Source organism: Mycobacterium sp. DHQP2018-32-09, from assembly GCF_058148405.1.
The window spans coordinates 1-24014 of record NZ_JBYVYK010000026.1 but is presented as its reverse complement, the minus strand read 5'-3'; the positions used below and the strand labels follow the sequence as shown (position 1 = coordinate 24014).

The window sequence follows — 24014 nt, the reverse complement described above, 5'->3', positions numbered from 1 at the left end:
CTTGGGCCCGGGCGCTCAGCCCAGCACGTTCACCGCGCGGGCGATGACGAGCGCGACCGTCGACATCGAGACCATGGCCTGCACGGTCATCATCAGCTTGGCCCAGCGTGACAGCGGCATGGTGTCGGTGGGGGAGAACGCCACCACGTTGGTGAAGCTGGTGTACAGGTAGTCCACGAACGTCGGCCGCCAGTTCGGCGCGACGAGTTTGGCGGTGTCCGGATCCATCTGGGGGAACAGGAAGTCGGGATGTGGTCGCTCGCCCACGCCGCGGGCGAAGGGGCCGCCGCGGTCGAGTTCCCAGTACCAGATGCCGAACGCGATCACGTTGGTGACGAAGATCGCCGCGCCGCCGCCGAGCAGCTTGCCCGGGTCGTTGCTGACGGCGCCGGAGAGGATCAGGTAGTCCAGCACGACGGCCGAGGCCGTGTTGTCGACGGTGATGGCCGCGGTGAGCCCCAGGCTGGCCCACTTGCCGACGGTGGTGCGCCGGGACAGCCGGACGGGGTTGAGGGCCAGCAGCACCAGGAGCAGGAGCACCTCCATCACGATCAGCGGCAGGCGCGGCACCACGGTGTAGGCCTCGGGGATGAGGTGTTGCAGCACGATGGCCGCGACGATGGCGACGGCGACGGGGAGGCGGTTCTCGGGCTCGCCTGGCCGCAGCCAGGACGGCACGTGGTGTTCGACGTCGCGGACGAGACGGTTCACCTGGAGGGGGTCCGGCCGGTGCGCTGCGCCGGGAGTGGGTGCGGCGACGGGGGGATCGGCGCGGGATTCGGCACTTTCGGACATCGTCACAGTGTGTGCGTCACCATGGGGTGGTGGGTGAGGAAACAGCCAGCACACAGGAGCGGTCGCGTCACGTGGCGCAGTGGATCGAGGCGCCGGCGGAGACGGCCTACGCATTCGCCTCGGAGCCGGCCAACCTGCCGCGGTGGGCCGCCGGGGTATCGGAGGCGGCGCTGGGCAGCGTCACGGTCGAGTTCGCGCCGCCCAACGTCTTCGGCGTGCTCGACCACGTGGTGACTCTGCCGTCGGGGGAGTCGGTCTACAACCCGATGCGCGTGATCCCCGCGGGCGGCCAGGCGTGCGAGGCGGTGTTCACGTTGCGCCGCCGGCCGGGCATGACCGACGAGGAATTCGAGGCCGATGCGGCGGCCGTGGCCGCGGATTTGCAGACCTTGCGGACGCTGCTGGAGGGCTAGTCAGTCGTCGTCGGCGTGCAGGCGGCCGAGCCCGACCCACGTCACCGCCGCCGTGGCGGCACCGGCCAGGACGGCCATGTCGACCGTCATCGACACGGCCCCGACCAGGATGAAGACCGCGGTCCCGAGGACGAGGGCGACCACCTTGTAGACGGGCCAGGGCACGCCGGCGATCAGCACCGAGGGTTCGGGTCTCGTCGGGGCGGTCATGTTTTCGACGATAGCTCAAAGTCGAGGTTTCGGCTAGCCGAAACTCGTGGCGTGGGTCCTCTGATTTTCGGGACGAGCCGGGTGAGTGGCACCATTGACCAGTGTCTGCCGAGCTGAGCGCCGAGTTGAGCCGAGAATCGCGGGCGCCGCTGACGTCTCCCCTGTCCGCGGCCGACGTCGACGAGGCTGCCCGGCGAATTTCCGGCGTGGTGGCCCGCACGCCGCTGCAGTTCAGCGACCGGCTGTCGACCATCACGGGTGCGCGGGTGTACCTCAAGCGCGAGGACCTGCAGGCGGTGCGGTCCTACAAGCTGCGTGGTGCCTACAACCTGTTGATGCAGCTGTCGCCGGAGGAACTCGCCGCGGGCGTGGTGTGCTCGTCGGCGGGCAACCACGCCCAGGGGTTCGCGCTGGCGTGCCGCTCCATGGGCGTGCACGGCCGGGTGTACGTGCCCGCCAAGACGCCCAAGCAAAAGCGTGATCGCATCCGGTACCACGGCGGCGACTTCATCGAGCTGATCGTCGGCGGGAAGACCTACGACATGGCCGCCACCGCCGCGCTCGAGGACGTCGAGCGGACGGGCGCCACGCTGGTGCCGCCCTACGACGACCTGCGCACCATGGCGGGGCAGGGCACCATCGCGGTCGAGATCCTCGACCAGCTGGACGTCGAACCGGACCTGGTGATCGTGCCCGTCGGCGGTGGCGGCTGCATCAGCGGCATCACCACCTACCTGGCGGAGCGGACGTCGGATACCTCCGTGCTGGGCGCCGAACCCGCCGGTGCGGCCTCGATGCTGGCCGCGTTGGCCAAGGGGGAGCCCGCGACCATCTCCGACGTCGACCAGTTCGTCGACGGCGCCGCCGTGGCGCGCGCGGGCGCCAAGCCGTTCGCGGCGCTGGCCGCCGCGGGCGACATGGTGTCGATGACCACCGTGGACGAGGGCGCGGTGTGCACGGCGATGCTCGATCTCTACCAGAACGAGGGCATCATCGCCGAGCCCGCGGGCGCGCTGTCGGTGGCGGCCCTGCTGGAAGCCGACGTTCGACCGGGCTCGACCGTGGTCTGCCTCATCTCCGGCGGCAACAACGACGTGTCGCGGTACGGCGAGGTGCTGGAACGGTCGCTGGTCCACCTGGGCCTCAAGCACTACTTCCTGGTCGACTTCCCCCAGGAGCCCGGGGCGCTGCGCCGCTTCCTGGACTCGGTGCTCGGACCCAACGACGACATCACGCTGTTCGAGTACGTCAAGCGCAACAACCGGGAGACCGGCGAGGCGCTGGTGGGCATCGAGATGGGCTCGGCCGCCGATCTGGACCCGCTGATGGCCCGGATGCGGGACTCCGACTGTCACGTCGAGCTGCTCGAGCCAGGCTCGCCGACGTACCGCTACCTCACCTGAGCCGGCGTCACGCGGCCGCGACGTGAGCCGACACCAGCCGCACCGCCTCGTCGTCAGCGCGGAACACCGGTTCCAGCGCGACGCCGGCGGCGGCCGCCGAGGCGGCCAGGGCCGTGGCCCAGCGACGGTCGGTTCCCGACACCCCGCCGCGGCCGGGATGCACCAGCAGGAACGCGACGGAGTGACCGTCGCCGAGGCCGGCGAGGACGCCCGCCAGGCTGCTGGTCAACCCGTCGACCAGCCGTCGCGTCGGGTCACCGCGCAGCGGAACGTCGCTGAGCACCTTGATCATTCGACGGTCCGGCCCCACGAACGCGAAGCGCAGCAGGTGCTCGGCGAAACCCAGTTCGCCCAGCACGGCGCGCCAACGTTGCCGGAGGTCGTCGACGGATGCGATGGGGTCGGTGGCGGTGGCGAGCGCGGGGCATGAATCCGGAACGTCCGGAGCGGTTGGGTTCATGCCCACATGGTCGACCCGGCCGCGTGCCCGGGCAATCGGTCATCCCCAGGCACGTGGCCTGGGGATGACTACTTGACCGTGCGGACGACGGCGAACGCGTGCCCCGGCACGGTGATCGCGTCGCCGGACGGCACCTCGCCCCAGGAGAACAACACCTCGCCACCCACCGGGACGGTGGCGTCCTCGGTACCCAGGTTGCAGGCGATCGCGATCGACCCACGGTGCATCACCAGCCACCGGGCGTCCTCGTCGACGTCGACGCGCAGGTCGTCGAGCCACGGATCGGCCATGTCGGGCTCGGTGCGGCGCAGGTCGATGAGCCTGCGGTAGGTCTCGAGCACGCGCCCGTGCTCGCCCTGGGTCACCTCGTCCCAGTCCAGCTTGGATCGCAGGAACGTCTGCGGATCCTGCGGGTCGGGCACCTCGTCGGCGTCCCACCCGTGCTCGGCGAACTCCGCCTTGCGACCCTCGGCGGTGGCGCGGGCCAACTCGGGTTCGGGATGGCTGCTGAAGAACTGGAACGGGCTCGACGACGCCCACTCCTCGCCCATGAACAGCATCGCGGTGTAGGGCGAGCCCAGGGCCAGCGCGGCCTTGACGGCCAACTGGCCGCCGTCGAGGTTCTGTGACGGGCGGTCGCCGATGGCCCGGTTGCCCACTTGATCGTGGGTCAGGGTGTAAGCCAGCAGCCGCGTCGCCGGGATGGTGGCGGTGTCCAGTGGCCTGCCGTGGCGACGATGCCGGAACGACGAGTACGTGCCCGCGTGGAAGTAGCCGTGCCGCAGGGTCTCCGCCAGGGCTGCCATGGTGCCGAAGTCGCCGTAGTAGCCCTGCCGCTCGCCCGACACCGCCGAGTGGATGGCGTGGTGGATGTCGTCGTCCCACTGCGCCGTCATGCCGAGGCCGCCGCGGTCGCGCGGGGTGATCAGCCGCGGATCGTTGAGGTCGCTCTCGGCGATCAGCGACAGCGGTCGACCGAGTTCGCCTGCCAGTGCCTCGGTTTCGGCCGAGAGTTCTTCCAGGATGTGTACGGCCGTGGTGTCCACCAGCGCGTGCACGGCGTCCAAGCGCAGGCCGTCGGCGTGGAAGTCGCGCATCCAGCGCAACGCGCAGTCGAGGATGTAGCGGCGCACCTCGTCGGAATCCGGACCGGAGATGTTGATCGACTCGCCCCACGGGTTGCTGCCCGTCGACAGGTACGGGCCGAACCTCGGAAGGTAGTTGCCGGACGGCCCGAGGTGGTTGAACACCGCGTCGATCAGGACGCCGAGGCCGCGGGCGTGACACGCGTCGACGAGCCGGACCAGTGCGTCCGGGCCGCCGTACGGCTCGTGCACGGCGTACCAGAGCACGCCGTCGTACCCCCAGCCGTGCGTGCCGCCAAAGGCGTTGACCGGCATGAGTTCCACGAAGTCGACGCCGAGGTCCACCAGGTAGTCGAGCTTGGCGATCGCCGCGTCGAAGGTGCCCTCGGGCGTGAAGGTCCCGGTGTGCAGCTCGTAGATCACCGCGCCCTCGATGGAGCGGCCCGCCCAGTCGCCGTCGGTCCAGGCGGCGTCGGCGGCATCCCACAGCGCGGACCGCTCGTGGACGCCGTCGGGCTGACGTGCCGACCGGGGGTCGGGTAGGACGGTGGGATCGTCGTCGACCAGGTAGCCGTAGCGGGCGCCGGGCGCGGCGTCGACCGACGCCCGCCACCACCCGTCGTCGTCACGCGTCAGAGCGTGGACGACGCCGTCGACGTCGAGTGCGACCTTGTCGGGTCGGGGTGCCCATACGGCGAATTCACGTTCAGTCATTGGTCCTCGTCAGCAGGGCTACGGGCAGGGTGTCGAACAGTTCGCCGGCCGGGACGCGCCCGGACAGCGTCGTTCCGGTGATCCGGTCGGTCCACGTGCCGGCGGGCAGGTCCAAAGCCGTGTCGTCCCAACCGGTCTCGTCGAGGCGCACCGTCCAACGGCGCACGGCGACCAGGACGTCGTCACCGCGTCGGAACGCGACCACGTGGTCGGCCGCGGTGCCGTCGGCGATCACCGGGCGGTGGTCGCCGGACAGGAATGCCGCCGGTCGTTCGCGACGCAGCCGCAGCGCCGCGGCGGTCACGCGGATCTTGTCGTCGGTCTGGGCGGCGAGTGCCTCCCGGCGCAGTGCGTAGTCGACGGGCCTGCGGTTGTCGGGATCGACCAGGCTGTCGTCGGCGAGCTCGGTGCCCTGGTAGACGTCGGGGATGCCGGGCACCGTGAGTGACAACAGCTTCTGTGCCACGGAGTCGTTGCGGGCATGGGGTTCGAGCTGACGGACCAGCGCGGTCAGCTCGGCCGCGGTGGGCCCGTCGACCACGCGGTCGAGCCAGGCGTGCACGGCCGACTCGAACTCGTCGTCCGGGTCGTTCCACGTGGTGTGCAGTGCCGCCTCGCGGATCGCCTTCTCGGCGTAGCCGTGCAGGCGTTCCCGCAGCGCGTCGGTCACCTGGCCGTCGCTCGGCCACACGCCGAACACGTTCTGCAACAGGAACAGTGCGGTGGGCCCGTCGGGCGGGGTGGTCGCCGCGAGCCACTGGGCGGCGAGTTCGGCCCACAGTCCCGGTACCTGTGACAGCACGCCGATGCGGGCGCGGACGTCCTCGCCGCGCTTGGTGTCGTGCGTCGACAGCGTCACCATGGCGTGCGGCCAGTGCGTGGCGCGCAGCGCCGAGGCGTGCTGGAATTCCGCCGCACTGGTGCCGAACCGCGCGGGTTCGCCGCCCACCTCGTTGAGCGACACCAGCCGCGCGTCGCGGTAGAAGAAGCAGTCCTCCACGGACTTGGCGGTCACGGCCCCGCACAGCTGCTGCAGCCGCGTGGCGGGTTCGGCGTGGTTGAGCGCCGCGGCGACGAGCTGCAGCGGGGCGGCCAGATCCGGGTGTGCGGCGGCGGTGTGCGCCAGCGCGGTCGGCAGTACGGCGGTGAGACCGCGGTAGTCGGTGCGATACACCTCCACGTGTGACAGCAGCGCCGCGACGGCGTCGGCCAGCCGGGGGTGGTCGGTGCCGACGGTGCCGACGATGGCCCGGCACAGCCGGGCGGTCTCGCTGGCCAGCGTGACCGTGGCCGACGACACCTTGAGTGCGGCCACGGCCGCGGCGTCGTCACCGTCCTGCGGTGCGGCCGCCGGGTCGACGAAGAGTCCGCCGATCTCGCGCAGGGCGTCGTAGCCGGTGGTACCTGCGACGGGCAACGTCGGCTCCAGCGCCTCGTCCACGGCGAGGATCTTCTCGATCACGATCCACGCGTCGGGTCCGAGCAGTGCGCGCAGTGAGGTGAGATAGCCTGCGGGGTCGGCCAATCCGTCGGGATGGTCGATGCGTACGCCGTCGACGAGGTGCTCGTCGAACCACCGTCGCACCTCGGCGTGCGTCGCCGCGAACACGTCCGGGTCTTCCTGGCGCAGTCCGGCCAGTGAGGTGATGGAGAAGAACCGGCGGTAGCCGCACACGTTGTGCCGCCACCCGATCAGGCGGTAATGCTGTCGATCGTGGGTCTGCCTGCCGTCGTCGGCGGCGGTGCCGGGGGCGATGGGCCAGGTGCGTTCGCCGAGGCGCAAGACGTCACCGTCGACCTCGAGGTCGTCGAGATCGTCGTCGGATCCGAGCACGGGCAACACGATTCGGCCGTCCGGGTCCAGGCCCCAGTCGACGTCGAAGTAGGGGGCGAACGCCGACGCACGGCCATGCGTCAGCAGGTCCCACCACCACGCGTTCTGGCTGGGATCGTCGACGCCCAGGTGGTTGGGCACGATGTCGACCACCAGCCCCAGGCCGCGCTGGTGGGCGGCTTCGGCGAGCCGCGAAAGGCCCTCGGGCCCACCGAGTTCGGCGGACACGCTGGTGGGGTCGGTGACGTCGTAGCCGTGGGTGGACCCGGAGGCCGCGGTGAGGATGGGGGAGAGGTAGAGGTGGCTCACCCCGAGGTCGGCCAGATAGTCGAGCAGGTTCACGGCGTCGTCGAACGTGAAGGCGTCGCCGCGCATCTGCAGGCGGTAGGTGGACACGATGGGTCTGGGCTGGGGTCTGGGCTGAGGTCTGGTCATGGGTCAGGCCGTCTTTCGGAGGACGAGGACCGAGCGGCCCGGAAGTGCTGCGGCGTCGCCGGCCTTGAGCACGACGGCGGTGTCCCCGGTCGGGGAGGTGGTGTCGAGGGCGCCGGTCCATTCCGCGGCGTAGGTGGCGTCGGGCGCCACGAACTCGATGGGGTTGGTGTGGGCGTTGAAGCACAGCAGGAACGTGTCGTCGACGACGCGTTCACCTCGCAGGTTGGGCGAGGGAATGGCGTCGCCGTTGAGGAACATGCCGACGAACTTGAAGCCGGAATCCCATTCCTTGGAGGTCATCTCGGTGCCGGACGGGGTGAGCCACGCGATGTCGCGCACCTGGTCGCCGGTGCGCAGCGGCTTGCCCTCGAAGAAGCGGCGGCGCCGGAACACCGGGTGCTCGGTGCGCAACGCGGTGACGCGCCTGGTGAACTCCACCAGGTCGGCGTTGGTGTCGCACATGGTCCAGTCCATCCAGGAGATCTCCGAGTCTTGGCAGTAGACGTTGTTGTTGCCGCGCTGCGTGCGGCCGAACTCGTCGCCGTGACTGATCATCGGCGTGCCCTGGGACAGCAGCAGCGTGGTGAGGAAGTTGCGCTGTTGCCGGGCGCGCAGCTCGAGGATCTCGGGATCGTCGGTGGGGCCTTCGACGCCGCAGTTCCACGACCGGTTGTGACTTTCGCCGTCGCGGTTGTCCTCGCCGTTGGCCTCGTTGTGTTTCTCGTTGTAGGACACCAGGTCCGCCAACGTGAAGCCGTCGTGGGCGGTCACGAAGTTGATGCTCGCGCTGGGTCGCCGTCCCGTCGCCTCGTAGAGGTCGGAGGAGCCGGTCAGACGCGAGGCGAACTCGCCGAGGGTCGCGGGTTGTCCCCGCCAGTAGTCACGCACAGTGTCGCGATACTTCCCGTTCCACTCCGTCCACAAACCCGGGAAGTTCCCCACCTGATACCCGCCTTCGCCGATGTCCCACGGTTCGGCGATCAGCTTCACCTGACTGATGACGGGGTCCTGCTGGACCAGGTCGAAGAACGCGCTCAGGCGGTCCACTTCGTAGAACTCGCGCGCCAGGGTGGAAGCCAGGTCGAAACGGAACCCGTCGACGTGCATCTCCAGCACCCAGTACCGCAGGGAGTCCATGATGAGTTGCAGCGTGTGGGGATGCCGGGCGTTGAGACTGTTGCCGGTGCCGGTGAAGTCGTAGTACAGCCGGCGGTCGCCGTCGAGTCGGTAGTAGGCGGCGTTGTCGATGCCGCGGAAGTTGATCGTGGGCCCCAGGTGATTGCCCTCGGCGGTGTGGTTGTAGACGACGTCCAGGATCACCTCGATGTCGGCCTCGTGGAACGCGCGCACCATGGACTTGAACTCGGCGACCGCTCCGCCCGCGTTCTGGTTGGCCGCATACTGGTAGTGCGGCGCCAGGAAGCCGAAAGTGTTGTAGCCCCAGTAGTTTCGCAGCCCGAGATCGAGCAGTCGGTGATCGTGCATGAACTGGTGCACGGGCATCAGCTCGATCGCGGTGACGTGGAGCGACCGCAGGTGGTCGATGATCACGGGGTGGGCCAGGCCGGCGTAGGTCCCGCGCAGATCCTCGGGGATGCCCGGGTGCGTGGCCGTCATGCCCTTGACGTGGGCCTCGTAGATCACGGTTTCGTGGTAGGGCGTGTTGGGCGCCCGGTCGGTGCCCCAGTTGAAGAACGGGTTGATCACCACGCTCGTCATGGTGTGTCCCAGCGAGTCGATGCGCGGTGGGGTGCCGCCGGTGGCGAGGTCGGCGGCCGACATGTCGTAGGAGTACAGCGCCTGGCCGAAGTCGAAGTCGCCGTGGAAGGACTTGCCGTAGGGGTCCAGGAGCAGCTTGCTCGGGTCGCACCGCTGTCCCGCTGCCGGATTCCAGGGGCCGTGGACGCGGAATCCGTAGCGCTGCCCGGGTGTGATGGTCGGCAGGTAGCAGTGCCACACGAAGCCGTCGACCTCGTCGAGACCGATGCGTTCCTCGGTGCCGTCCTCGGCGATGAGACACAGTTCGACCTTCTCGGCCACCTCCGAGAACACCGAGAAGTTCGTTCCCGCACCGTCGTACGTGGCGCCAAGGGGGTAGGCAGTTCCGGGCCAGATCGCTGAGACCATTACCGTCGTCGCTCCTCGTGTGGTGGGACCGTGCCTCGGGCGGCTACCACCAGCCGGTGACGGCGGCGATCTGCCGCCCCAGTTCGGTGGTCATGGTGCGCATGTAGGTGGTCGTGAAGTGGTGGGAGTCGTGGTAGATCAGCACGTTTCCCTCCACGGCTCGGCAGCGGTCGGCGCGACAGACGGCGTCACTCATGTCGAGCGGCTTCAGCAGCGGGAATCGTGCGACGAAGTCCAGGGTGGGGTTCCGGTCGGACAGTACCTTGGACCGCTCGATCCCGCAGGAGCTGGCGTCGCCGCCGCTGGCGAGGCAGTCGACGGGGAAGAACGGTTCGCCGTCGTCGCGCACCAGCCAGGGGGTGTCGCGCATGGCGAGCACCGGGATGCCGGCGTCCGAGAGGGCCTGCCAGATGCCGACGTAGGTGCCGGGCATCACGTCGCCGTCGCGGATGTTCCACGGCCGCGTCGAGGTGGTGAACACGTAGTCGGGGTGGTCGGCGACGAGCTGCGGCATCACCTTCTGATTCCACTGGTGGCACTTGGGATAGGGCCGGTTGTCGCCCATCACCAACGGCTCTTCCTCGGTGGTGAGGGGACAGCCCATCTTGAGGTAGGTGACGATCTTGAAGCCGTGCATCTTGCCGAGCAGGTCCAGCGCGGTGATCCAGTGCTCGGCGTGCGAGCCGCCGGCGAGTGCGATGGTCCGCACCGCCTGCGGATCGCCGTACACGCAGCTCGTCAGGTCGACGGCGTCGAAGTCGTCGATGCAGCCGTCGGTGGTCGTGGCGGGCAGGTCGTCCTTGGCTTCCAGGACCGTCGGCCGCATCGGCAGCTTGGGGACGCGTGCGCCGTTGACCAGCGCCCGGGCACCGGGGTAGTCGCGCGCGGACAGGCCTGCCAGCTCCTTGCCGTTCTCCCGCTGGATGGTCATGTGCTCGCGCCACGTGAACGACGTCGCGGTGAGCGCCACCGCCAGCAGCGTCACCGTCGAGCCCAGCACGATGGTGGGTCGGCGCAACCGGGTGCGCAGCGTCGTGGTGCGCACCGGTTTGGGCGCGGCCGCGCCGCGCAGTCGCAGCGGCTCCTCGACGTAGCGCATGGTGAGCCACGCCAGCAGGCCGGAGACGAGCAGGATCAGGGCGCCGTCGACGAGGCCCGCCGACGAGTGACCGCTGTAGGCCAGCCAGAAGATGAGCAGCGGCCAGTGCCAGAGGTACAGCGAATAGGCCATGGCGCCCAGCGACACCAACGGTGCCGTGGCCAGCACCCGGTTGGGCAGGGGCAGCCGGGATGCCGGACCGTGCAGGTGGGGGTCGGCGGCGCGGTTGGACGCGCTGAGGATGAACAGGATGGTGGCGCCGACGGGCACCAGCGTCCACGGGCCGGGGAATTCGTGGACGCCGTCGATGAAGGCACCGCAGGACAGGATGGCGGTCAGCGCGACGAGCGAGACGCAGGTGCGCAGCCACATCGGCCACCGCACGTAGGGCACGACGGCGCCGGCGAGCGCGCCCAGCGTCAGCTCCCACGCCCGGGCGAAGCTGTCGTAGTAGGCGGTGGACTGGTCCTCGGCGTGGGCGAAGATCGCATAGACGAACGAGGCGACGGTGACGGCGGTCAGCACCACGATGAGCAGGGTGCGCAGGTGCTTGCCCAGCGGGCGGCGCAGCAGGACCGCCAGGCCGAAGATCAGCACCAGGAACGCGACGTAGAACTGACCCTGCACCGACATCGACCAGATGTGTTGCAGGGGGCTGACGGCCTCGCCGGCGCGCAGGTAGTCCGCCGCCGTGGTGGCCAGCTCCCAGTTCTGGTAGTAGCCGAGGCTCGCCAGGCTCTGGTCGGCGAAGGTCTCCCACCGGGTCTCGGGTTGCACCAGGATGGTGAGCACCGCGGCGGCGGCGAGCACCACCACCAGCGCGGGTAGCAGACGGCGGATCAGGCGCTTCACCTCGCGCGCCGGCGACAGGGACGCGGCGGGCGTCAGCGCGATGCGCAGCAGGCGGCCGCCGAAGAAGAAGCCGGACAGGGCCAGGAACACGTCGACGCCGCCGGACACCCTGCCGAACCAGACGTGGAACACCGCGACCAGCGCGATCGCGACGCCGCGCAGCCCGTCGAGGTCGTGGCGGTAGAAGCCGCCGGACCCGGTGGTCGCCGCGGCGGGCGGCGTCGCCCCGGAATCGGTGCGCGACGCCGTACGGGACGGGGCGAGGGTCAGCATGATCGACGGACAATCTACCGTGCGCGCATGGCAAGGCTCGATGACGACGGATCCGCAGCGCCCCGGCTGACACCCGACGAGATCAGTGCGATCGACGCCGCCCACGTATGGCATCCGTACAGCACGCTCGGTACCGGGGCACCGGCGCCGGTGGTGGCCACGGAGGCCGACGGGGTGTGGCTGACCGTGGTGCGCGACGGCGCTCCGCTGCGGGTCGTCGACGCGATGAGTTCGTGGTGGACGGCCATCCACGGGCATGGCCACCCGGTCCTCGACGCCGCGATCACCCGCCAGTTGGCCACCATGAACCACGTGATGTTCGGGGGGTTGACCCACGAGCCGGCCGCGCGACTGGCCCAGCTGTTGGTCGAGATCACGCCGGCCGGCCTGGACGCGGTGTTCTTCAGCGACTCCGGGTCGGTGTCGGTGGAGGTCGCCGCGAAGATGGCGTTGCAGTACCAGGTGGCCAGGGGCCGTCCCGGCAGGAACCGGCTGATGACGTGGCGCGGCGGCTATCACGGCGACACGTTCACGCCGATGAGCGTGTGCGACCCCGAGGGGGGCATGCACGCGCTGTGGAGCGGCGTGCTGACCCCCCAGGTGTTCGCCCCGCAGGTGCCGCCGCACTACGACCCGGCCTACGCCGAGGCCTTCGCCAGGCAGCTCGCCGACCGCGCCGACGACGTCGCGGCGGTGATCGTCGAACCCGTGGTGCAGGGCGCCGGGGGCATGCGGTTCCACGACCCGCGCTACCTGGCCGACCTGCGCGCGGCGTGCACCGAGCACGACGTGCTGCTGATCTTCGACGAGATCGCGACGGGCTTCGGCCGCACCGGGGAACTGTTCGCGGCCGAGCACGCGGGCGTGACGCCGGACGTGATGTGCGTCGGCAAGGCCCTGACGGGCGGCTACCTGACCTTGGCGGCGACGCTGTGCACGGCCGAGGTGGCGCGGGTGATCAGCACCGGCGCCGAGGGCGCGCTGATGCACGGGCCGACGTTCATGGGCAACGCGCTGGCGTGCGCGGTGGCGGTGGCGTCGACCGAGCTGCTGCTGGGTTCGGACTGGCGGGCGCGGGTGCGCGCGATCGAGGCGGGGCTGCGGGCCGGTCTCGAGCCGGCACGCGGGTTGCCCGGTGTGGCCGACGTCCGGGTGCTGGGCGCCATCGGCGTGATCGAGATGGCCGAGCCGGTGGACATGCGGGTGGCGACGGCGACGGCACTCGATCACGGCCTGTGGTTGCGGCCGTTCCGCAACCTGGTCTACGCCATGCCGCCGTACACGTGTACGCCAGCGGAGGTGGCGGCCATCGGGTCGGGGATGGTGGCGGTCGCGCGTGCACTAACCTGAACGGTGTTCAGGAGCGGTCCCGGCAGGAGGAGCACGCACATGACACGTCCGGATCCGCTGGCCTGGCTCGGCGACGCCGCACGCGAGCGCCGCGCCGCCGGGCTGCGGCGCACGCTGCGCACGCGCCCACCCGTCGGCACTCACCTGGACCTCGCGTCCAACGACTACCTGGGCCTGTCGACGCACCCTGCCGTGCTCGACGGCGGCGTCGACGCCGTACGCACGTGGGGCGCCGGTGCGACGGGGTCGCGTCTGGTGACCGGCAACACCGAACTGCACGAGGGGTTCGAGGCCGCGCTGGCCGCGTTCGTCGGCGCCGAGTCGGCGTTGGTCTTCTCGTCCGGCTACACCGCCAATCTCGGTGCCGTGGTTGCGCTTTCGGGTCCCGGAACGCTGGTCGTGTCGGACGCGCGCACCCACGCGTCCCTGATCGACGCCTGCCGGTTGTCCCGGGCGCGCGTCGTGGTGACGCCGCACCTCGACGTCGCCGCCGTCGCCACGGCCCTGGCCACGCGCACCGAGGACCGTGCCGTCGTGCTCACCGACTCGGTGTTCAGCACCGACGGGGGGCTGGCCCCGCTGCGCGACCTGCACGACGCGTGTCGCCGTCACGGCGCCCTGCTGATCGTCGACGAGGCGCACGGCCTCGGCGTACGCGGTCTCGGTGGGCGCGGTCTGCTGGCCGAGGTGGGTCTGGCCGGGGCGCCCGACGTCGTGATGACCACGACGCTGTCGAAGGCGCTGGGCTCCCAGGGCGGCGTGGTGCTGGGTCCGCACGCGGTGCGGGCCCACCTGATCGACGCGGCGCGGCCGTTCATCTTCGACACCGGGCTGGCGCCGGCTGCGGTGGGCGCGGCGTGGGCGGCGCTGCGCGTCCTGCAGGCCGAGCCGTGGCGGGCCGGCGCGGTGCTGACGCACGCGGCCACGCTGGCCGGGGTGTGCGGCGTCACCGAGGTGCCGACTTCGGCGGTGGTCTCCGTGGTCCTCGGCGACCCGGAGGTGGCCGTGCGTGCCGCCGCGGAATGCCTGGACCGTGGCGTGCGGGTCGGCTGCTTCCGGCCGCCGTCGGTCCCGGCGGGGACGTCGCGGCTGCGGCTCACGGCACGCGCGTCGCTCACCGACGACGAGATGACCCAGGCCCGAGAGGTGCTCACCGACGTGCTGGCGCTGGCCCGCTCGTGAGCGTCCTGGTGGTCACGGGCACCGACACCGGTGTGGGCAAGACCGTCGCGACCGCGGCCTTGGCCGCCGCCGCGCGGGCGGCGGGCCTCGACGTGGCGGTGTGCAAGCCGGTGCAGACCGGCTCCGGTCCGACGCTGACCGAGGGCGACGACGACCTGGCCGAGGTGACGCGGCTGGCGGGCGTGACCGAGGTGGTCCGCGGTTGGCGCTACCCGGAGCCGTTGGCGCCCGACGCCGCGGCGCGGCTGGCCGGCCGGCCGCTGCCGACGCGCGCCGAGCTGGTGGACCTGGTGGTCACCGCCGACGCCCCGGGCAGGCTGGTGCTCGTCGAGGGCGCGGGCGGATTGCTGGTCGAGATGACGGCCGAGCATGCCACGCTGCGGGACCTCGCCGCCGACCTGCGCGCCCCGGTGACGGTGGTGGCCAGGGCCGGGCTGGGCACCCTCAACCACACCGCGCTGACCGTGGAAGCGCTTGCCGCGCATGGGCTGTCGTGCGCCGGGGTGATCGTCGGCGCCGTGCCCGCCGAGCCCGGCGCCGCCGAGCGCTACAACCTGGATACGCTGGGCCGCATCGCGCCGGTGCGCGCGGTGCTGCCCGCCGGGGCGGGTGCGCTGGCGGCCGACGAGTTCACCGCGGTCGCCGCGGGCGCGTTCGATCCCGCCTGGCTGCGGAGCTTGACGTAGTGGCGCACTCGGTGGAGTTGGTCTTCGACGCCGCCACCGACGCCGCCGTCCGCGCCGAGTGGGACGCCCTGGCCGCAGCCGGGCTGCCGAGCCAGGCCCGGCACACCTCGGCCACCAACCGCCCGCACGTCACGCTGGTGGTGTCGGGACGCATCGACGCGGGGGTCGACCCGCTGCTGGCCGAACCGGCGGCGACGCTGCCGCTGCCGTGCCGCCTCGGCGCCCCGATGGTGTTCGGCCACCGCAGGTCCGTGACGCTGGTACGCCTGGTGGTCCCCGATGCCGCACTGCTGGCGTTGCATCGACGCGTGTTCGACGTGACGCTGCCGCACCAGAACGCCGGCCCGTTCCCGCACGCGGTGCCGGGCGGATGGACGCCGCACGTGACGCTGTGCCGACGCCTGCCGCTCGACGACCTGCCCGCGGCACTGCGGCTGCTCGACGACGGGGACGACGTCGCCGGGGTGTTCGCCGGGATGCGCCGGTGGGACGGCGACGCGAAGATGGACACCCACATCCGGTGACCCGGCGCGCCTCAGCGGCGCTGCGACTGGTGCGCCGCAATCCCATCCATCAGCAGGTGCAGCCCGAAGGCGAAGCGCGCGTTGGGATTCGACTCCAACACCGACTGTCCCTCGGCCAGCGTCGCGCCTGCCGCGTCCCACTGCAGCCGCGACTGCTCGTCGGCGGTGAATCCCAGCAGGTAGTACACGACGGTGCGCGCGGTCAGCTCCGCGTGTTCGTCGCCGACGCCTGCGTCGGAGGCCGCGTGCCGCAGCGTGTCCAGCAGCGTCGTCGCCGCCCGTGAGCGGCCGGCGGCCAGGCTGGCCGACACGAGTTCGGCACCGTCGGTGTGCGACAGCAGTGCGTCGCGCATCCGGCCGGCGACGGTGACGATGCGGGTCCGCCAGGCGCCGTCGGCCTCGGCGAGCGCGGGTGTGAGCACCCGGTCGGCGACGGCCCCCAGCAGTTCCTGCTTGTCGGCGAAGTGCCAGTAGAGCGCACCGGGCGTGAGGCCGAGTTCGCGGGCGAGCCGGCGCATCGTGAGGTCGGCCAGGCCGAACTCGTCGAGCAGGTGGATGGCCGTGTCGATGACTTCGGAGCGGGCGTGGCGTCGGTGCTGCTGCACGGTTGTATCCTAAACACCGTTCAGGTGAGAGGTCAGGAGGACTACCGGATGACGCAGGCGAGCACGGATGTCACGGGGGATGTGCTGGGCACGGCGCGCGAGCAGGTGCTCGAGCGCGGCGTGGGGCTCACCCAGGATCAGGTGCTGGAGGTGCTCCGGCTGTCCGACGACCACCTCGAGGACCTGCTGGCGCTCGCCCACGAGGTCCGCATGAAGTGGTGCGGCCCCGAGGTGGAGGTCGAGGGCATCATCAGCCTCAAGACCGGCGGGTGCCCCGAGGACTGCCACTTCTGCTCGCAGTCGGGCCTGTTCGCCTCTCCGGTGCGCAGCGCGTGGCTCGACATCCCGAGCCTGGTCGAGGCGGCCAAGCAGACCGCCAAGTCCGGTGCCACCGAATTCTGCATCGTCGCCGCCGTGCGCGGTCCCGACGAGCGGCTGCTCGCGCAGGTCGCGGCGGGTATCGAGGCCATTCGCAACGAGGTCGACATCCAGATCGCGTGCTCGCTGGGCATGCTCAGCCAAGAGCAGGTGGACCGCCTCAAGGACATGGGCGTGCACCGCTACAACCACAACCTCGAGACCGCCCGGTCGTTCTTCCCCAACGTCGTCACCACGCACTCCTGGGAGGAGCGGTGGGGCACGTTGGAGATGGTGCGGGAAGCGGGCATGGAGGTGTGCTGCGGCGGCATCCTCGGCATGGGCGAGACGCTGGAGCAGCGCGCCGAGTTCGCCGCCAACCTGGCCGAGCTGAACCCGCACGAGGTGCCGTTGAACTTCCTCAACCCGCGGCCGGGAACGCCGTTCGGCGACTTGGACGTGCTGCCGGCCGCCGAAGCACTCAAGGCCGTCGCCGCCTTCCGGCTGGCGCTGCCGCGCACCATGTTGCGCTTCGCCGGCGGCCGCGAGATCACCCTCGGTGATCTGGGCGCCAAGCAGGGCATCCTCGGAGGCATCAACGCCGTCATCGTCGGCAACTACCTGACCACGCTGGGGCGGCCCGCCGAGGCCGATCTCGAACTGCTCGAGGATCTGCAGATGCCGATCAAGGCGCTCAACGCCAGCCTGTGATCGGCGGGCCGACGGCACCAACCTGTAGAACGTAGTGGTGATGTTCAACGTCTACACCGGCGAGCCCGAGGGCGACGGTGGTCCGGTCGACGTCCCGACGGCCGCGCGGCTGGGGCTCGAACCACCGCGCTTCTGCGCCGAGTGCGGCAGACGGATGATCGTCCAGGTGCGCCCCGACGGCTGGTCGGCGAAGTGCTCACGCCACGGCGAGCTGGACTCGAAGGAGCTGGAGCGGCGATGAGCGCGACGACGACACCCTCGACCGCTCGGCCGGAATCGGTTGCCGTGCCCCGGGTCTCGCGTCGCCGCGCCGTGCTGACGGTGGCGGCGGGCCTGACGGCCTGCGGCGCGCTGGTGGGTGCGCTGTGGGCATGGCTGGCGCCGCCCGTCGGGATCGTCGTCGGGTTGACGCGCGGGGGCGAGCGCGTCCGCGGCTATCTGGGCAGCGAGTCCGATCAGATCTTCCTCGGGTCGTTCCTGCTGCCCGGCATGATGGCGGTCGCCGCGCTGGTCGCGGCGGCGGCAGTATGGCGCTGGCGGGCACACCGGGGCCCGCAGATGGTGGGTGCGCTGACGCTGGGGACCGTCGCGGGCACCGCCGTGGCGGCCGGCGTCGGCGCGGCGCTGGCGCGCTGGCGCTACGGCGAGGTCGACCTGGCCACCGCGCCCGTCTCGCCGGAGCACCGCGTGTTCTACACCGCGGAGGCGGCGCCGGTGTTCTTCGGGCACTCGCCCGCGCTGGTCGCGGTCACCCTGGTGTTCCCCGCGGGACTGGCCGCACTGGCGTACGCGGTGTGCGTGCTGTCGACCCCGCGCGACGACCTGGGCGCGTGGCCGCCGGTCGCCGTGCCCTACGGCACGCCCGGGTACGCGAGCCCGGAACACGCCGGGGCGGAGCACGCGGCACCGGAAGGTGCAGGCCCGGAGCACCGGGCACGGGAGAGCCACGGACCGGAGGTCGCGGCGCCGGTGCCGCCCGCCGCTCCGGCTACTGATCCAGCGACGACAGCGGGCGGCGGTCCACCCGCCGGCCCGCCAGCACCTTCGCGGTGATGACGCCCAGGCGCACCATCCCGCGGTAGGTCGACGGGTTGAGCAGCGTCGGCCACTTGGTGCGCGTGCGGTGCACCGAACTCGGCTGACCGGCGAACCGCTCGCGCAGCCAACGCAGTGTCATGGGTGCCGACATCGGGTGCAGCAGCAAATGCTCGCTGAGCATGTCCCGGTGATACGTGACGTCGGTGCCGCCCGCGGTGTAGGCGTCGGCGAGTTCGTCGATGAAGTCCACCGAGATCAGCTCGTCGTGCACGGCCTGGACGATCAGGACGGGCATGCTCGGTGCCCTGGTGCCCAGCTTGATGCTCTCGAACACGTGCTTGACCTCGGGGGTCGCCAGGATCCGTTCGAGCGGCCAGTCGACCATGTCGTCCATGTCCTTGCGGATCAACCGCAGTACGGCGCTCACGGTGGTCCGGTGCTCCAGATCGGCGAGCATGGCCTTGCCCTCGACCGTGGCGTGTTCGGAGATGATGCGGTCCAGGTCGGGATAGACGTGCGACAGGGCCGCGACCACCAGCGCGGGTAGGCCGGAGAAGAAGGTGCCGTTGAGCCTGCGGAACGTGCCGCCCAGGTCGCCCACCGGGGATCCGAGCACGGCGCCCACGACGTTGATCTCCGGAGCGTATTCGGCGTATACCTCGGCGGCCCACGCCGTGGCCAGACCGCCGCCGGAGTATCCCCACAGCCCCACCGGCGCCTCGGCCGACAGGCCCAGCGGGGCGTAGTTGAGTGCCGCCCGGACGCCGTCGAGCACGTGGTATCCGGGCTCGTAGGGCGCGCCCCACATGCCTCCGGTGCCCTCGTGGTCGGGGATCGACACGGCCCATCCCTCGGCCAGGGCCGCGGCGATCAACAGGAACTCGAACTGCGCCACGGCGCCCATGGCCTTGGCGCCGCGGCGCAGGGCGTAGGACGGGAAGCAGCGCGACGCGACGGCGTCGATGGCGCACTGGTAGGACACGATGGGGCAGGGGCGTTCCGGGGTGCGTTCGGCCGGCGCGATGACCGTGGTCACCGCCGCCTGCGGCCGCCCGTCGAGATCGGCGCTGCGGTACAGCAGCTGCACGGCGGCCAAGCGCTGCGGGATGAGGCCGAGGAAGGCCATCTCCACGTCGCGCGACCGCAGTACGGTGCCGGGCCGGGCGTGTTCGAAGCCGGCGGGCGGGACGTAGAAGTCGTCCTCGGCGGGCACGACCGGTCGGGAGCGCCTCAGTTGCTGGTGCGGGGCGGTTCCGATCCACTCGGCCCCGGGGGCCGCCTGAGCTGCGCTACCGACATCCATCCGGCCATTGTCTCTTAGGGATCCCTTAAACACCAAGCAGGGGGTCGGCCGTGTCGGTTTCCGGTCACGTCGGCGGGCGCAGCGCGGCAAACTCGTCGGTGACCCGATAGCGCGATTCGGTGAAGCGGTACAGCGCGGCCGGACGGCCCCCGCTGCGCCCGGACTTCGCCGTCGTCCCGGTGGGGATGATGACGCCGCGGCGGGCGAGCACGCGCTGCAGGTTGGTGGCGTCCACCTGGTAGCCGAGCGCCGCGCCGTACACGTCGCGCAGCGTGGACAGTGCGAATTCCCTTGGCGCCAAGGCGAAGCCGATGTTGGTGTAGGACAGCTTGGCACCCAGCCTGGCGTGGGCGTTGGTGATCATCGTGCGGTGGTCGAACGCCATCTGCGGCAGCGCGTCGACGGGGTGCCATCGGGTGTCGGGGGGCAGCTCGGGCGTCGCGGGGGAGGGCACCAGTCCCAGGAACGTCGACGCGATGGTGCGCGTGTCCGGGACGCGATGAGGGTCGCTGAACACGGCGAGCTGTTCCAGGTGGGCGATCTCGCGCAGGTCGACCTTCTCGGCGAGTTGCCGTCGGACCGAACTCGTCATGTCCTCGTCGTGGCGCAGCCGTCCGCCGGGCAGTGACCAGGCACCGCGCTCGGGCTCCATGGCCCGCTCCCACAGCAGCACGCTGAGCTGCGGGTTTCGGGTGGCGAGCTGGCGAACCTGAAACACGACGGCGAGCACTTCGTGGTCGGTGCTACGATGGGGCATGTTTTCGATCATAAGTCGAAAACCTCGGAGGTCGCAAAGGAGACCGTCATGACCGTCGTGGACGCGCGGATCACCAACGGCCCGCAGGGGTACGGCGGCGTCGAGGCCGACGACGCCTGGGCGGCCGAGATCCGCCGGCTCGTCGAGGAACGCAACGCGACGCTGCTGGCGCACAATTATCAACTGCCCGCCATCCAGGACGTCGCCGATCACGTGGGCGACTCGCTGGCGCTGTCGCGCATCGCCGCCGAGGCGCCCGAGGACACGATCGTGTTCTGTGGCGTGCACTTCATGGCCGAGACCGCGAAGATCCTGAGCCCGCAGAAGACCGTGCTGATCCCCGATCAGCGGGCCGGCTGCTCGCTGGCGGACTCCATCACCGCCGACGACCTGCGCGCGTGGAAGGCCGACTACCCCGACGCCGTCGTCGTCTCCTACGTCAACACGACCGCAGCGGTGAAGGCACTCACCGACGTGTGCTGCACGTCGTCCAACGCCGTCGAGGTCGTGGCATCCATTCCCGCCGACCGCGAGGTGCTGTTCTGCCCGGACCAGTTCCTGGGCGCCCACGTCCGGCGCGTCACCGGACGCGAGAACCTGCACGTGTGGGCGGGCGAGTGCCACGTGCACGCCGGCATCAACGGGGACGAACTCGCCGCGCAGGCCCGCAGCCACCCCGACGCCGAACTGTTCGTGCACCCCGAGTGCGGCTGCGCGACGTCGGCGCTGTACCTGGCGGGTGAAGGTGCGGTGCCCGACGACCGCGTGAAGATCCTGTCGACGGGCGGCATGCTCGACGCGGCGCGCGACACCCGGGCCAAGCAGGTGCTGGTGGCCACCGAGGTCGGCATGCTGCACCAATTGCGCAGGGCCGCACCGGACGTCGAGTTCCTCGCCGTGAACGACCGCGCATCGTGCACGTACATGAAGATGGTCACCCCCGCGGCGCTGCTGCGCTGCCTGCTGGAGGGCGCCGACGAGGTTCACGTCGACGAGGACGTCGCGGCGGCGGCGCGTCGCAGCGTGCAGCGCATGATCGAGATCGGGCAGCCCGGCGGCGGGGAATGACCGGGTTCACCGGCTGCGGCGGCGCGGGCTGGTGGCAGCAGCGCGCCGACGTGGTCGTCGTCGGCACCGGCGTGGCGGGGTTGACCGCGGCCCTGGCCGCGCAGCGCAGCGGTAGCCGGGTGGTGCTGCTGAGCAAGAGCGCCGATACCGCTACGCGGCACGCGCAGGGCGGGGTCGCCGTTGCCATTCCGCGCACCGACGACTCCGTCGAGGCGCACGTCGCCGACACCCTCGCCGCGGGGGGTGGCCTGTGCGACCCCGCGGCGGTGACGTCGATCGTCGCCGACGGCTACCGCGCGGTCAGCGAACTGGTGGCGCGCGGAGCGCGATTCGACGAAGCCGATCGAGGTGGCTGGGCCCTGACTCGGGAGGGCGGGCACACCCGGCGTCGCGTCGTGCACGCCGGTGGGGACGCCACCGGAGCCGAGGTGCAGCGGGCGCTCGACGCCGCCGCCGCGCACCTCGACGTCCGCACCGGTCACGTCGTGCTGGAGGTGCTCCACGATCGGGGTGCGGTCACCGGGGTGCTGGTGCTCGGCGCGGACGGCCTCGGCATCGTGCACGCGTCCGCCGTGATCCTGGCCACCGGCGGACTGGGTCAGCTGTACGCGGCCACCACCAACCCCGACGGGTCCACGGGCGACGGCATCGCGCTGGCGCTGCGGGCCGGCGTCGCCGTGCGCGACGTCGAGTTCGTGCAGTTCCACCCGACGATGCTGTTCGACGGCTCGGCGGCGGGACGGCGACCGCTGATCACCGAGGCGCTGCGCGGCGAAGGTGCGGTGCTGGTGGACGCCGATGGCCGCTCGGTGACGGCCGGCGGACACCCGATGGGCGACCTGGCGCCGCGTGACGTGGTGGCCGCCGCTATCGGTGACCGGCTCGCGGCCACCGGCGCGGCGTGCGTGTACCTCGACGCCCGTGGGGTGTCCGACGTCGCCGCACGGTTCCCCACCGTCACCGCCGCGTGCCTGGCGGCGGGCATCGACCCGCGGCGACAACCGATCCCGGTGGTGCCGGGCGCGCACTTCGGGTGCGGCGGCGTGGTCACCGACACGTCGGGCCGCACCGAACTCGCGGGCCTGTACGCCGCGGGCGAGGTGGCCAGCACCGGGATGCACGGTGCCAACCGGTTGGCGTCCAACAGCCTGCTGGAGGGGCTGGTGGTGGGTGACCGGGCGGGCCGCGACGCGGCCGTCCACGCTGCGGCGGCGGGTGCGCCGCGCGCCGCCGTCCCCGAGGTCGATGCTCGGATGACGCTGCCGCGCAACGTACTCCAAGGGGCGATGAGCGCGTCGGCGGCTGCCGTGCGCGACGAGCACGGGCTGGCGGCGCTGGCCGACCTGCTCCGGGCGGCCGAGCCGGTGCGGGTGCGGTCGCAGCGCGACGCCGAGGACGCCGCGCTCACCGCCACGGCGGCAGCCGTCGTCGGGGCGGCGCGCGAGCGCACGGAATCCCGAGGGTGCCATCGGCGCTCGGATCATCCGCTCGTCGACGCCGCGCGGGCATTCAGCGGCACCGTGCGCCGGACTACCGGCGGAACCGACGTCGACGTCACCGTCGAACAACCAATGGGGGTGTGCTGATGCGACTCACGGAGGACGAACGCCTCGAGGCGCTGCTGGCGATTAGGCGAGCGTTGGCCGAGGATCTGCGCTACGGGCCCGACGTCACCACCGAGGCCACCGTGCCGGTGGATGCGCGCACGGTGGCGGCCATGGCGGCCCGCGAACCGGGGGTGGCGGCGGGTGTCGACGTGGCCTTGCTGGTACTCGACGAGGTCTTGGGCAGCGATGGGTACCGGGTGCTGGAACGGGTCGAGGACGGCACCCGGTTGGCGGCCGGCGACGTCCTGTTGCGGCTCGACGCGCCGACGCGTGGATTGTTGACCGCCGAGCGCACGATGCTGAACCTGGTGTGCCACCTCAGCGGGGTGGCGACGGCGACGGCGCGGTGGGTGGATGCGGTGGCGGGCACGTCTGCGAAGATTCGCGACACGCGAAAGACGTTGCCCGGCTTGCGGGTGCTGCAGAAGTACGCGGTGCGGGTCGGCGGCGGGGTCAACCACCGGATGGGCCTGGGTGATGCCGCGTTGATCAAGGACAACCACGTGGCAGCCGTCGGTGGGGTGGTGGAGGCGCTCAAGGCGGTCCGCGCGGTGGCGCCGGAGTTGCCGTGTGAGGTGGAGGTGGACTCGCTGGAGCAGCTCGACGCCATCCTGGGGGAGGACGTCGAGTTGGTGCTGCTCGACAACTTCCCGGTGTGGCAGACGCAGATCGCGGTGCAGCGGCGTGACTCTCGCGCGCCCCGCACGAAGCTCGAGTCGTCGGGCGGTCTCACGCTGGAGTCGGCCGCCGAGTATGCGGGCACCGGGGTGGACTACCTGGCGATCGGCGCCCTGACCCACTCGGTGCGCGTGCTGGACGTCGGCCTGGACGTCTGAGTTCTGGCCGGTGCGGCCCTGGATCGCTGGTGTCGTCGTCGCCGGTTGCCCTGCCCGCGTGATCCTTCGGGCGGGCCCGCGAGGGCGTCCGGCGGCGTCCACACTCGACCTTCACATCCGGCCGGGCGGCCGCCGAGTCACCGAACCCCATTACCCGGGGTCATCGTCGTCGGGTGGTCGTAGGAGGCGTTCGGGGTGGTGGTCGTGGTTGATGCGGGGTTGGCCGTGGTCGAGGTGTGGGGGTGGGATCCATTCGGTGAGGCCGTCGGGGCGGCGGCGGGTGGTGACGC

Annotated in this window: 23 protein-coding genes; 12 read left to right on the top strand and 11 right to left on the bottom strand. The window is 71.2% G+C overall.

Features of this window, described 5'->3' with window-relative positions:
* Positions 1–15: 15 nt before the first annotated feature.
* Positions 16–795, bottom strand: coding sequence for a hypothetical protein (locus AC30CM_RS14330; protein WP_490117553.1), 780 nt, complete (start codon positions 793–795; stop codon positions 16–18).
* Between the two features lie 29 nt (positions 796–824).
* Between AC30CM_RS14330 and AC30CM_RS14325 the strand changes: the two genes are divergently transcribed.
* Positions 825–1208 carry an SRPBCC family protein gene (locus tag AC30CM_RS14325; RefSeq protein ID WP_490117552.1) on the top strand — a complete coding sequence of 128 codons (384 nt, stop codon included), beginning with the start codon at positions 825–827 and terminating at the stop codon, positions 1206–1208.
* On the opposite strand, the gene AC30CM_RS14320 is transcribed toward AC30CM_RS14325, so the two are convergent.
* A complete protein-coding gene (locus tag AC30CM_RS14320; RefSeq protein ID WP_490117551.1) occupies positions 1209–1418 on the bottom strand; it encodes a hypothetical protein in 210 nt (69 codons plus the stop codon).
* Positions 1419–1531: 113 nt separating this feature from the next.
* Between AC30CM_RS14320 and ilvA the strand changes: the two genes are divergently transcribed.
* Entirely contained in the window at positions 1532–2821 is a 1290-nt protein-coding gene (gene ilvA / locus AC30CM_RS14315; RefSeq protein WP_490117592.1) for a threonine ammonia-lyase IlvA, read from the top strand.
* Positions 2822–2828: 7 nt separating this feature from the next.
* On the opposite strand, the gene AC30CM_RS14310 is transcribed toward ilvA, so the two are convergent.
* The 5 genes from AC30CM_RS14310 to sucT all read right to left on the bottom strand — a co-directional run bounded on the left by AC30CM_RS14310 (position 2829) and on the right by sucT (position 11700).
* Complete coding sequence (locus tag AC30CM_RS14310; protein ID WP_490117550.1) at positions 2829–3281, bottom strand: hypothetical protein; 453 nt, start codon at positions 3279–3281, stop codon at positions 2829–2831.
* A gap of 68 nt (positions 3282–3349) precedes the next feature.
* Entirely contained in the window at positions 3350–5080 is a 1731-nt protein-coding gene (gene treZ, locus AC30CM_RS14305) for a malto-oligosyltrehalose trehalohydrolase (RefSeq protein WP_490117549.1), read from the bottom strand.
* A complete protein-coding gene (treY, locus tag AC30CM_RS14300; RefSeq protein ID WP_490117548.1) occupies positions 5073–7349 on the bottom strand; it encodes a malto-oligosyltrehalose synthase in 2277 nt (758 codons plus the stop codon). The genes treZ and treY overlap by 8 nt, the downstream gene beginning before the upstream one ends.
* Before the next feature lie 3 nt (positions 7350–7352).
* Positions 7353–9476, bottom strand: coding sequence for a glycogen debranching protein GlgX (gene glgX, locus AC30CM_RS14295; RefSeq protein WP_490117547.1), 2124 nt, complete (start codon positions 9474–9476; stop codon positions 7353–7355).
* A 43-nt stretch (positions 9477–9519) separates the two neighbouring features.
* Positions 9520–11700: an acetyltransferase SucT gene (gene sucT / locus AC30CM_RS14290; RefSeq protein ID WP_490117546.1), complete on the bottom strand. Its 2181-nt coding sequence runs from the start codon at positions 11698–11700 to the stop codon at positions 9520–9522.
* Positions 11701–11727: 27 nt separating this feature from the next.
* Between sucT and AC30CM_RS14285 the strand changes: the two genes are divergently transcribed.
* Genes AC30CM_RS14285 through AC30CM_RS14270 form a run of 4 tightly spaced genes read left to right on the top strand, consistent with a single transcriptional unit; the run spans position 11728 to position 15442 of the window.
* Complete coding sequence (locus AC30CM_RS14285) at positions 11728–13050, top strand: adenosylmethionine--8-amino-7-oxononanoate transaminase (protein WP_490117545.1); 1323 nt, start codon at positions 11728–11730, stop codon at positions 13048–13050.
* A gap of 39 nt (positions 13051–13089) precedes the next feature.
* Positions 13090–14232 (top strand): 8-amino-7-oxononanoate synthase, encoded by a 1143-nt coding sequence (locus tag AC30CM_RS14280; RefSeq protein WP_490117544.1) that lies wholly within the window; start codon positions 13090–13092, stop codon positions 14230–14232.
* Complete coding sequence (gene bioD, locus AC30CM_RS14275; protein ID WP_490117543.1) at positions 14229–14918, top strand: dethiobiotin synthase; 690 nt, start codon at positions 14229–14231, stop codon at positions 14916–14918. The genes AC30CM_RS14280 and bioD overlap by 4 nt, the downstream gene beginning before the upstream one ends.
* A complete protein-coding gene (locus AC30CM_RS14270; protein ID WP_490117542.1) occupies positions 14918–15442 on the top strand; it encodes a 2'-5' RNA ligase family protein in 525 nt (174 codons plus the stop codon). The genes bioD and AC30CM_RS14270 overlap by 1 nt, the downstream gene beginning before the upstream one ends.
* Positions 15443–15453: 11 nt before the next feature.
* Here the strand turns inward: AC30CM_RS14270 and AC30CM_RS14265 are convergent, their stop codons facing one another.
* Positions 15454–16047 carry a TetR family transcriptional regulator gene (locus tag AC30CM_RS14265; RefSeq protein ID WP_490117541.1) on the bottom strand — a complete coding sequence of 198 codons (594 nt, stop codon included), beginning with the start codon at positions 16045–16047 and terminating at the stop codon, positions 15454–15456.
* Positions 16048–16095: 48 nt separating this feature from the next.
* Between AC30CM_RS14265 and bioB the strand changes: the two genes are divergently transcribed.
* From bioB to AC30CM_RS14250, 3 genes are read left to right on the top strand one after another with little or no spacing between them, the layout of a single operon-like run.
* Positions 16096–17115, top strand: a complete 1020-nt coding sequence (gene bioB, locus AC30CM_RS14260; protein WP_490117540.1) for a biotin synthase BioB — start codon at positions 16096–16098, stop codon at positions 17113–17115.
* A 40-nt stretch (positions 17116–17155) separates the two neighbouring features.
* Positions 17156–17356, top strand: coding sequence for a biotin synthase auxiliary protein BsaP (gene bsaP / locus AC30CM_RS14255; RefSeq protein WP_490117591.1), 201 nt, complete (start codon positions 17156–17158; stop codon positions 17354–17356).
* A complete protein-coding gene (locus AC30CM_RS14250) occupies positions 17353–18168 on the top strand; it encodes a DUF2567 domain-containing protein (RefSeq protein ID WP_490117539.1) in 816 nt (271 codons plus the stop codon). Before bsaP ends, AC30CM_RS14250 begins: the two co-directional genes overlap by 4 nt.
* Here AC30CM_RS14250 and AC30CM_RS14245 read toward each other — a convergent pair.
* Positions 18104–19456 (bottom strand): lipase family protein, encoded by a 1353-nt coding sequence (locus tag AC30CM_RS14245; protein WP_490117538.1) that lies wholly within the window; start codon positions 19454–19456, stop codon positions 18104–18106. The two genes, AC30CM_RS14250 and AC30CM_RS14245, sit on opposite strands and share 65 nt — an antisense overlap.
* A 64-nt stretch (positions 19457–19520) precedes the next feature.
* Entirely contained in the window at positions 19521–20213 is a 693-nt protein-coding gene (locus tag AC30CM_RS14240) for an NUDIX hydrolase (RefSeq protein WP_490117537.1), read from the bottom strand.
* Between the two features lie 48 nt (positions 20214–20261).
* Between AC30CM_RS14240 and nadA the strand changes: the two genes are divergently transcribed.
* Genes nadA through nadC form a run of 3 tightly spaced genes read left to right on the top strand, consistent with a single transcriptional unit; the run spans position 20262 to position 23724 of the window.
* On the top strand, positions 20262–21281 hold the full coding sequence (nadA, locus tag AC30CM_RS14235; RefSeq protein WP_490117536.1) for a quinolinate synthase NadA: 1020 nt from the start codon (positions 20262–20264) through the stop codon (positions 21279–21281).
* Positions 21278–22867 (top strand): L-aspartate oxidase, encoded by a 1590-nt coding sequence (locus AC30CM_RS14230; protein WP_490117535.1) that lies wholly within the window; start codon positions 21278–21280, stop codon positions 22865–22867. Before nadA ends, AC30CM_RS14230 begins: the two co-directional genes overlap by 4 nt.
* On the top strand, positions 22867–23724 hold the full coding sequence (gene nadC / locus AC30CM_RS14225; protein ID WP_490117534.1) for a carboxylating nicotinate-nucleotide diphosphorylase: 858 nt from the start codon (positions 22867–22869) through the stop codon (positions 23722–23724). The genes AC30CM_RS14230 and nadC overlap by 1 nt, the downstream gene beginning before the upstream one ends.
* Positions 23725–23874: 150 nt before the next feature.
* Here nadC and AC30CM_RS14220 read toward each other — a convergent pair.
* Positions 23875–24014 (bottom strand): hypothetical protein (locus AC30CM_RS14220; RefSeq protein ID WP_490117590.1); only part of this gene is annotated, 140 nt, incomplete at its 5' end.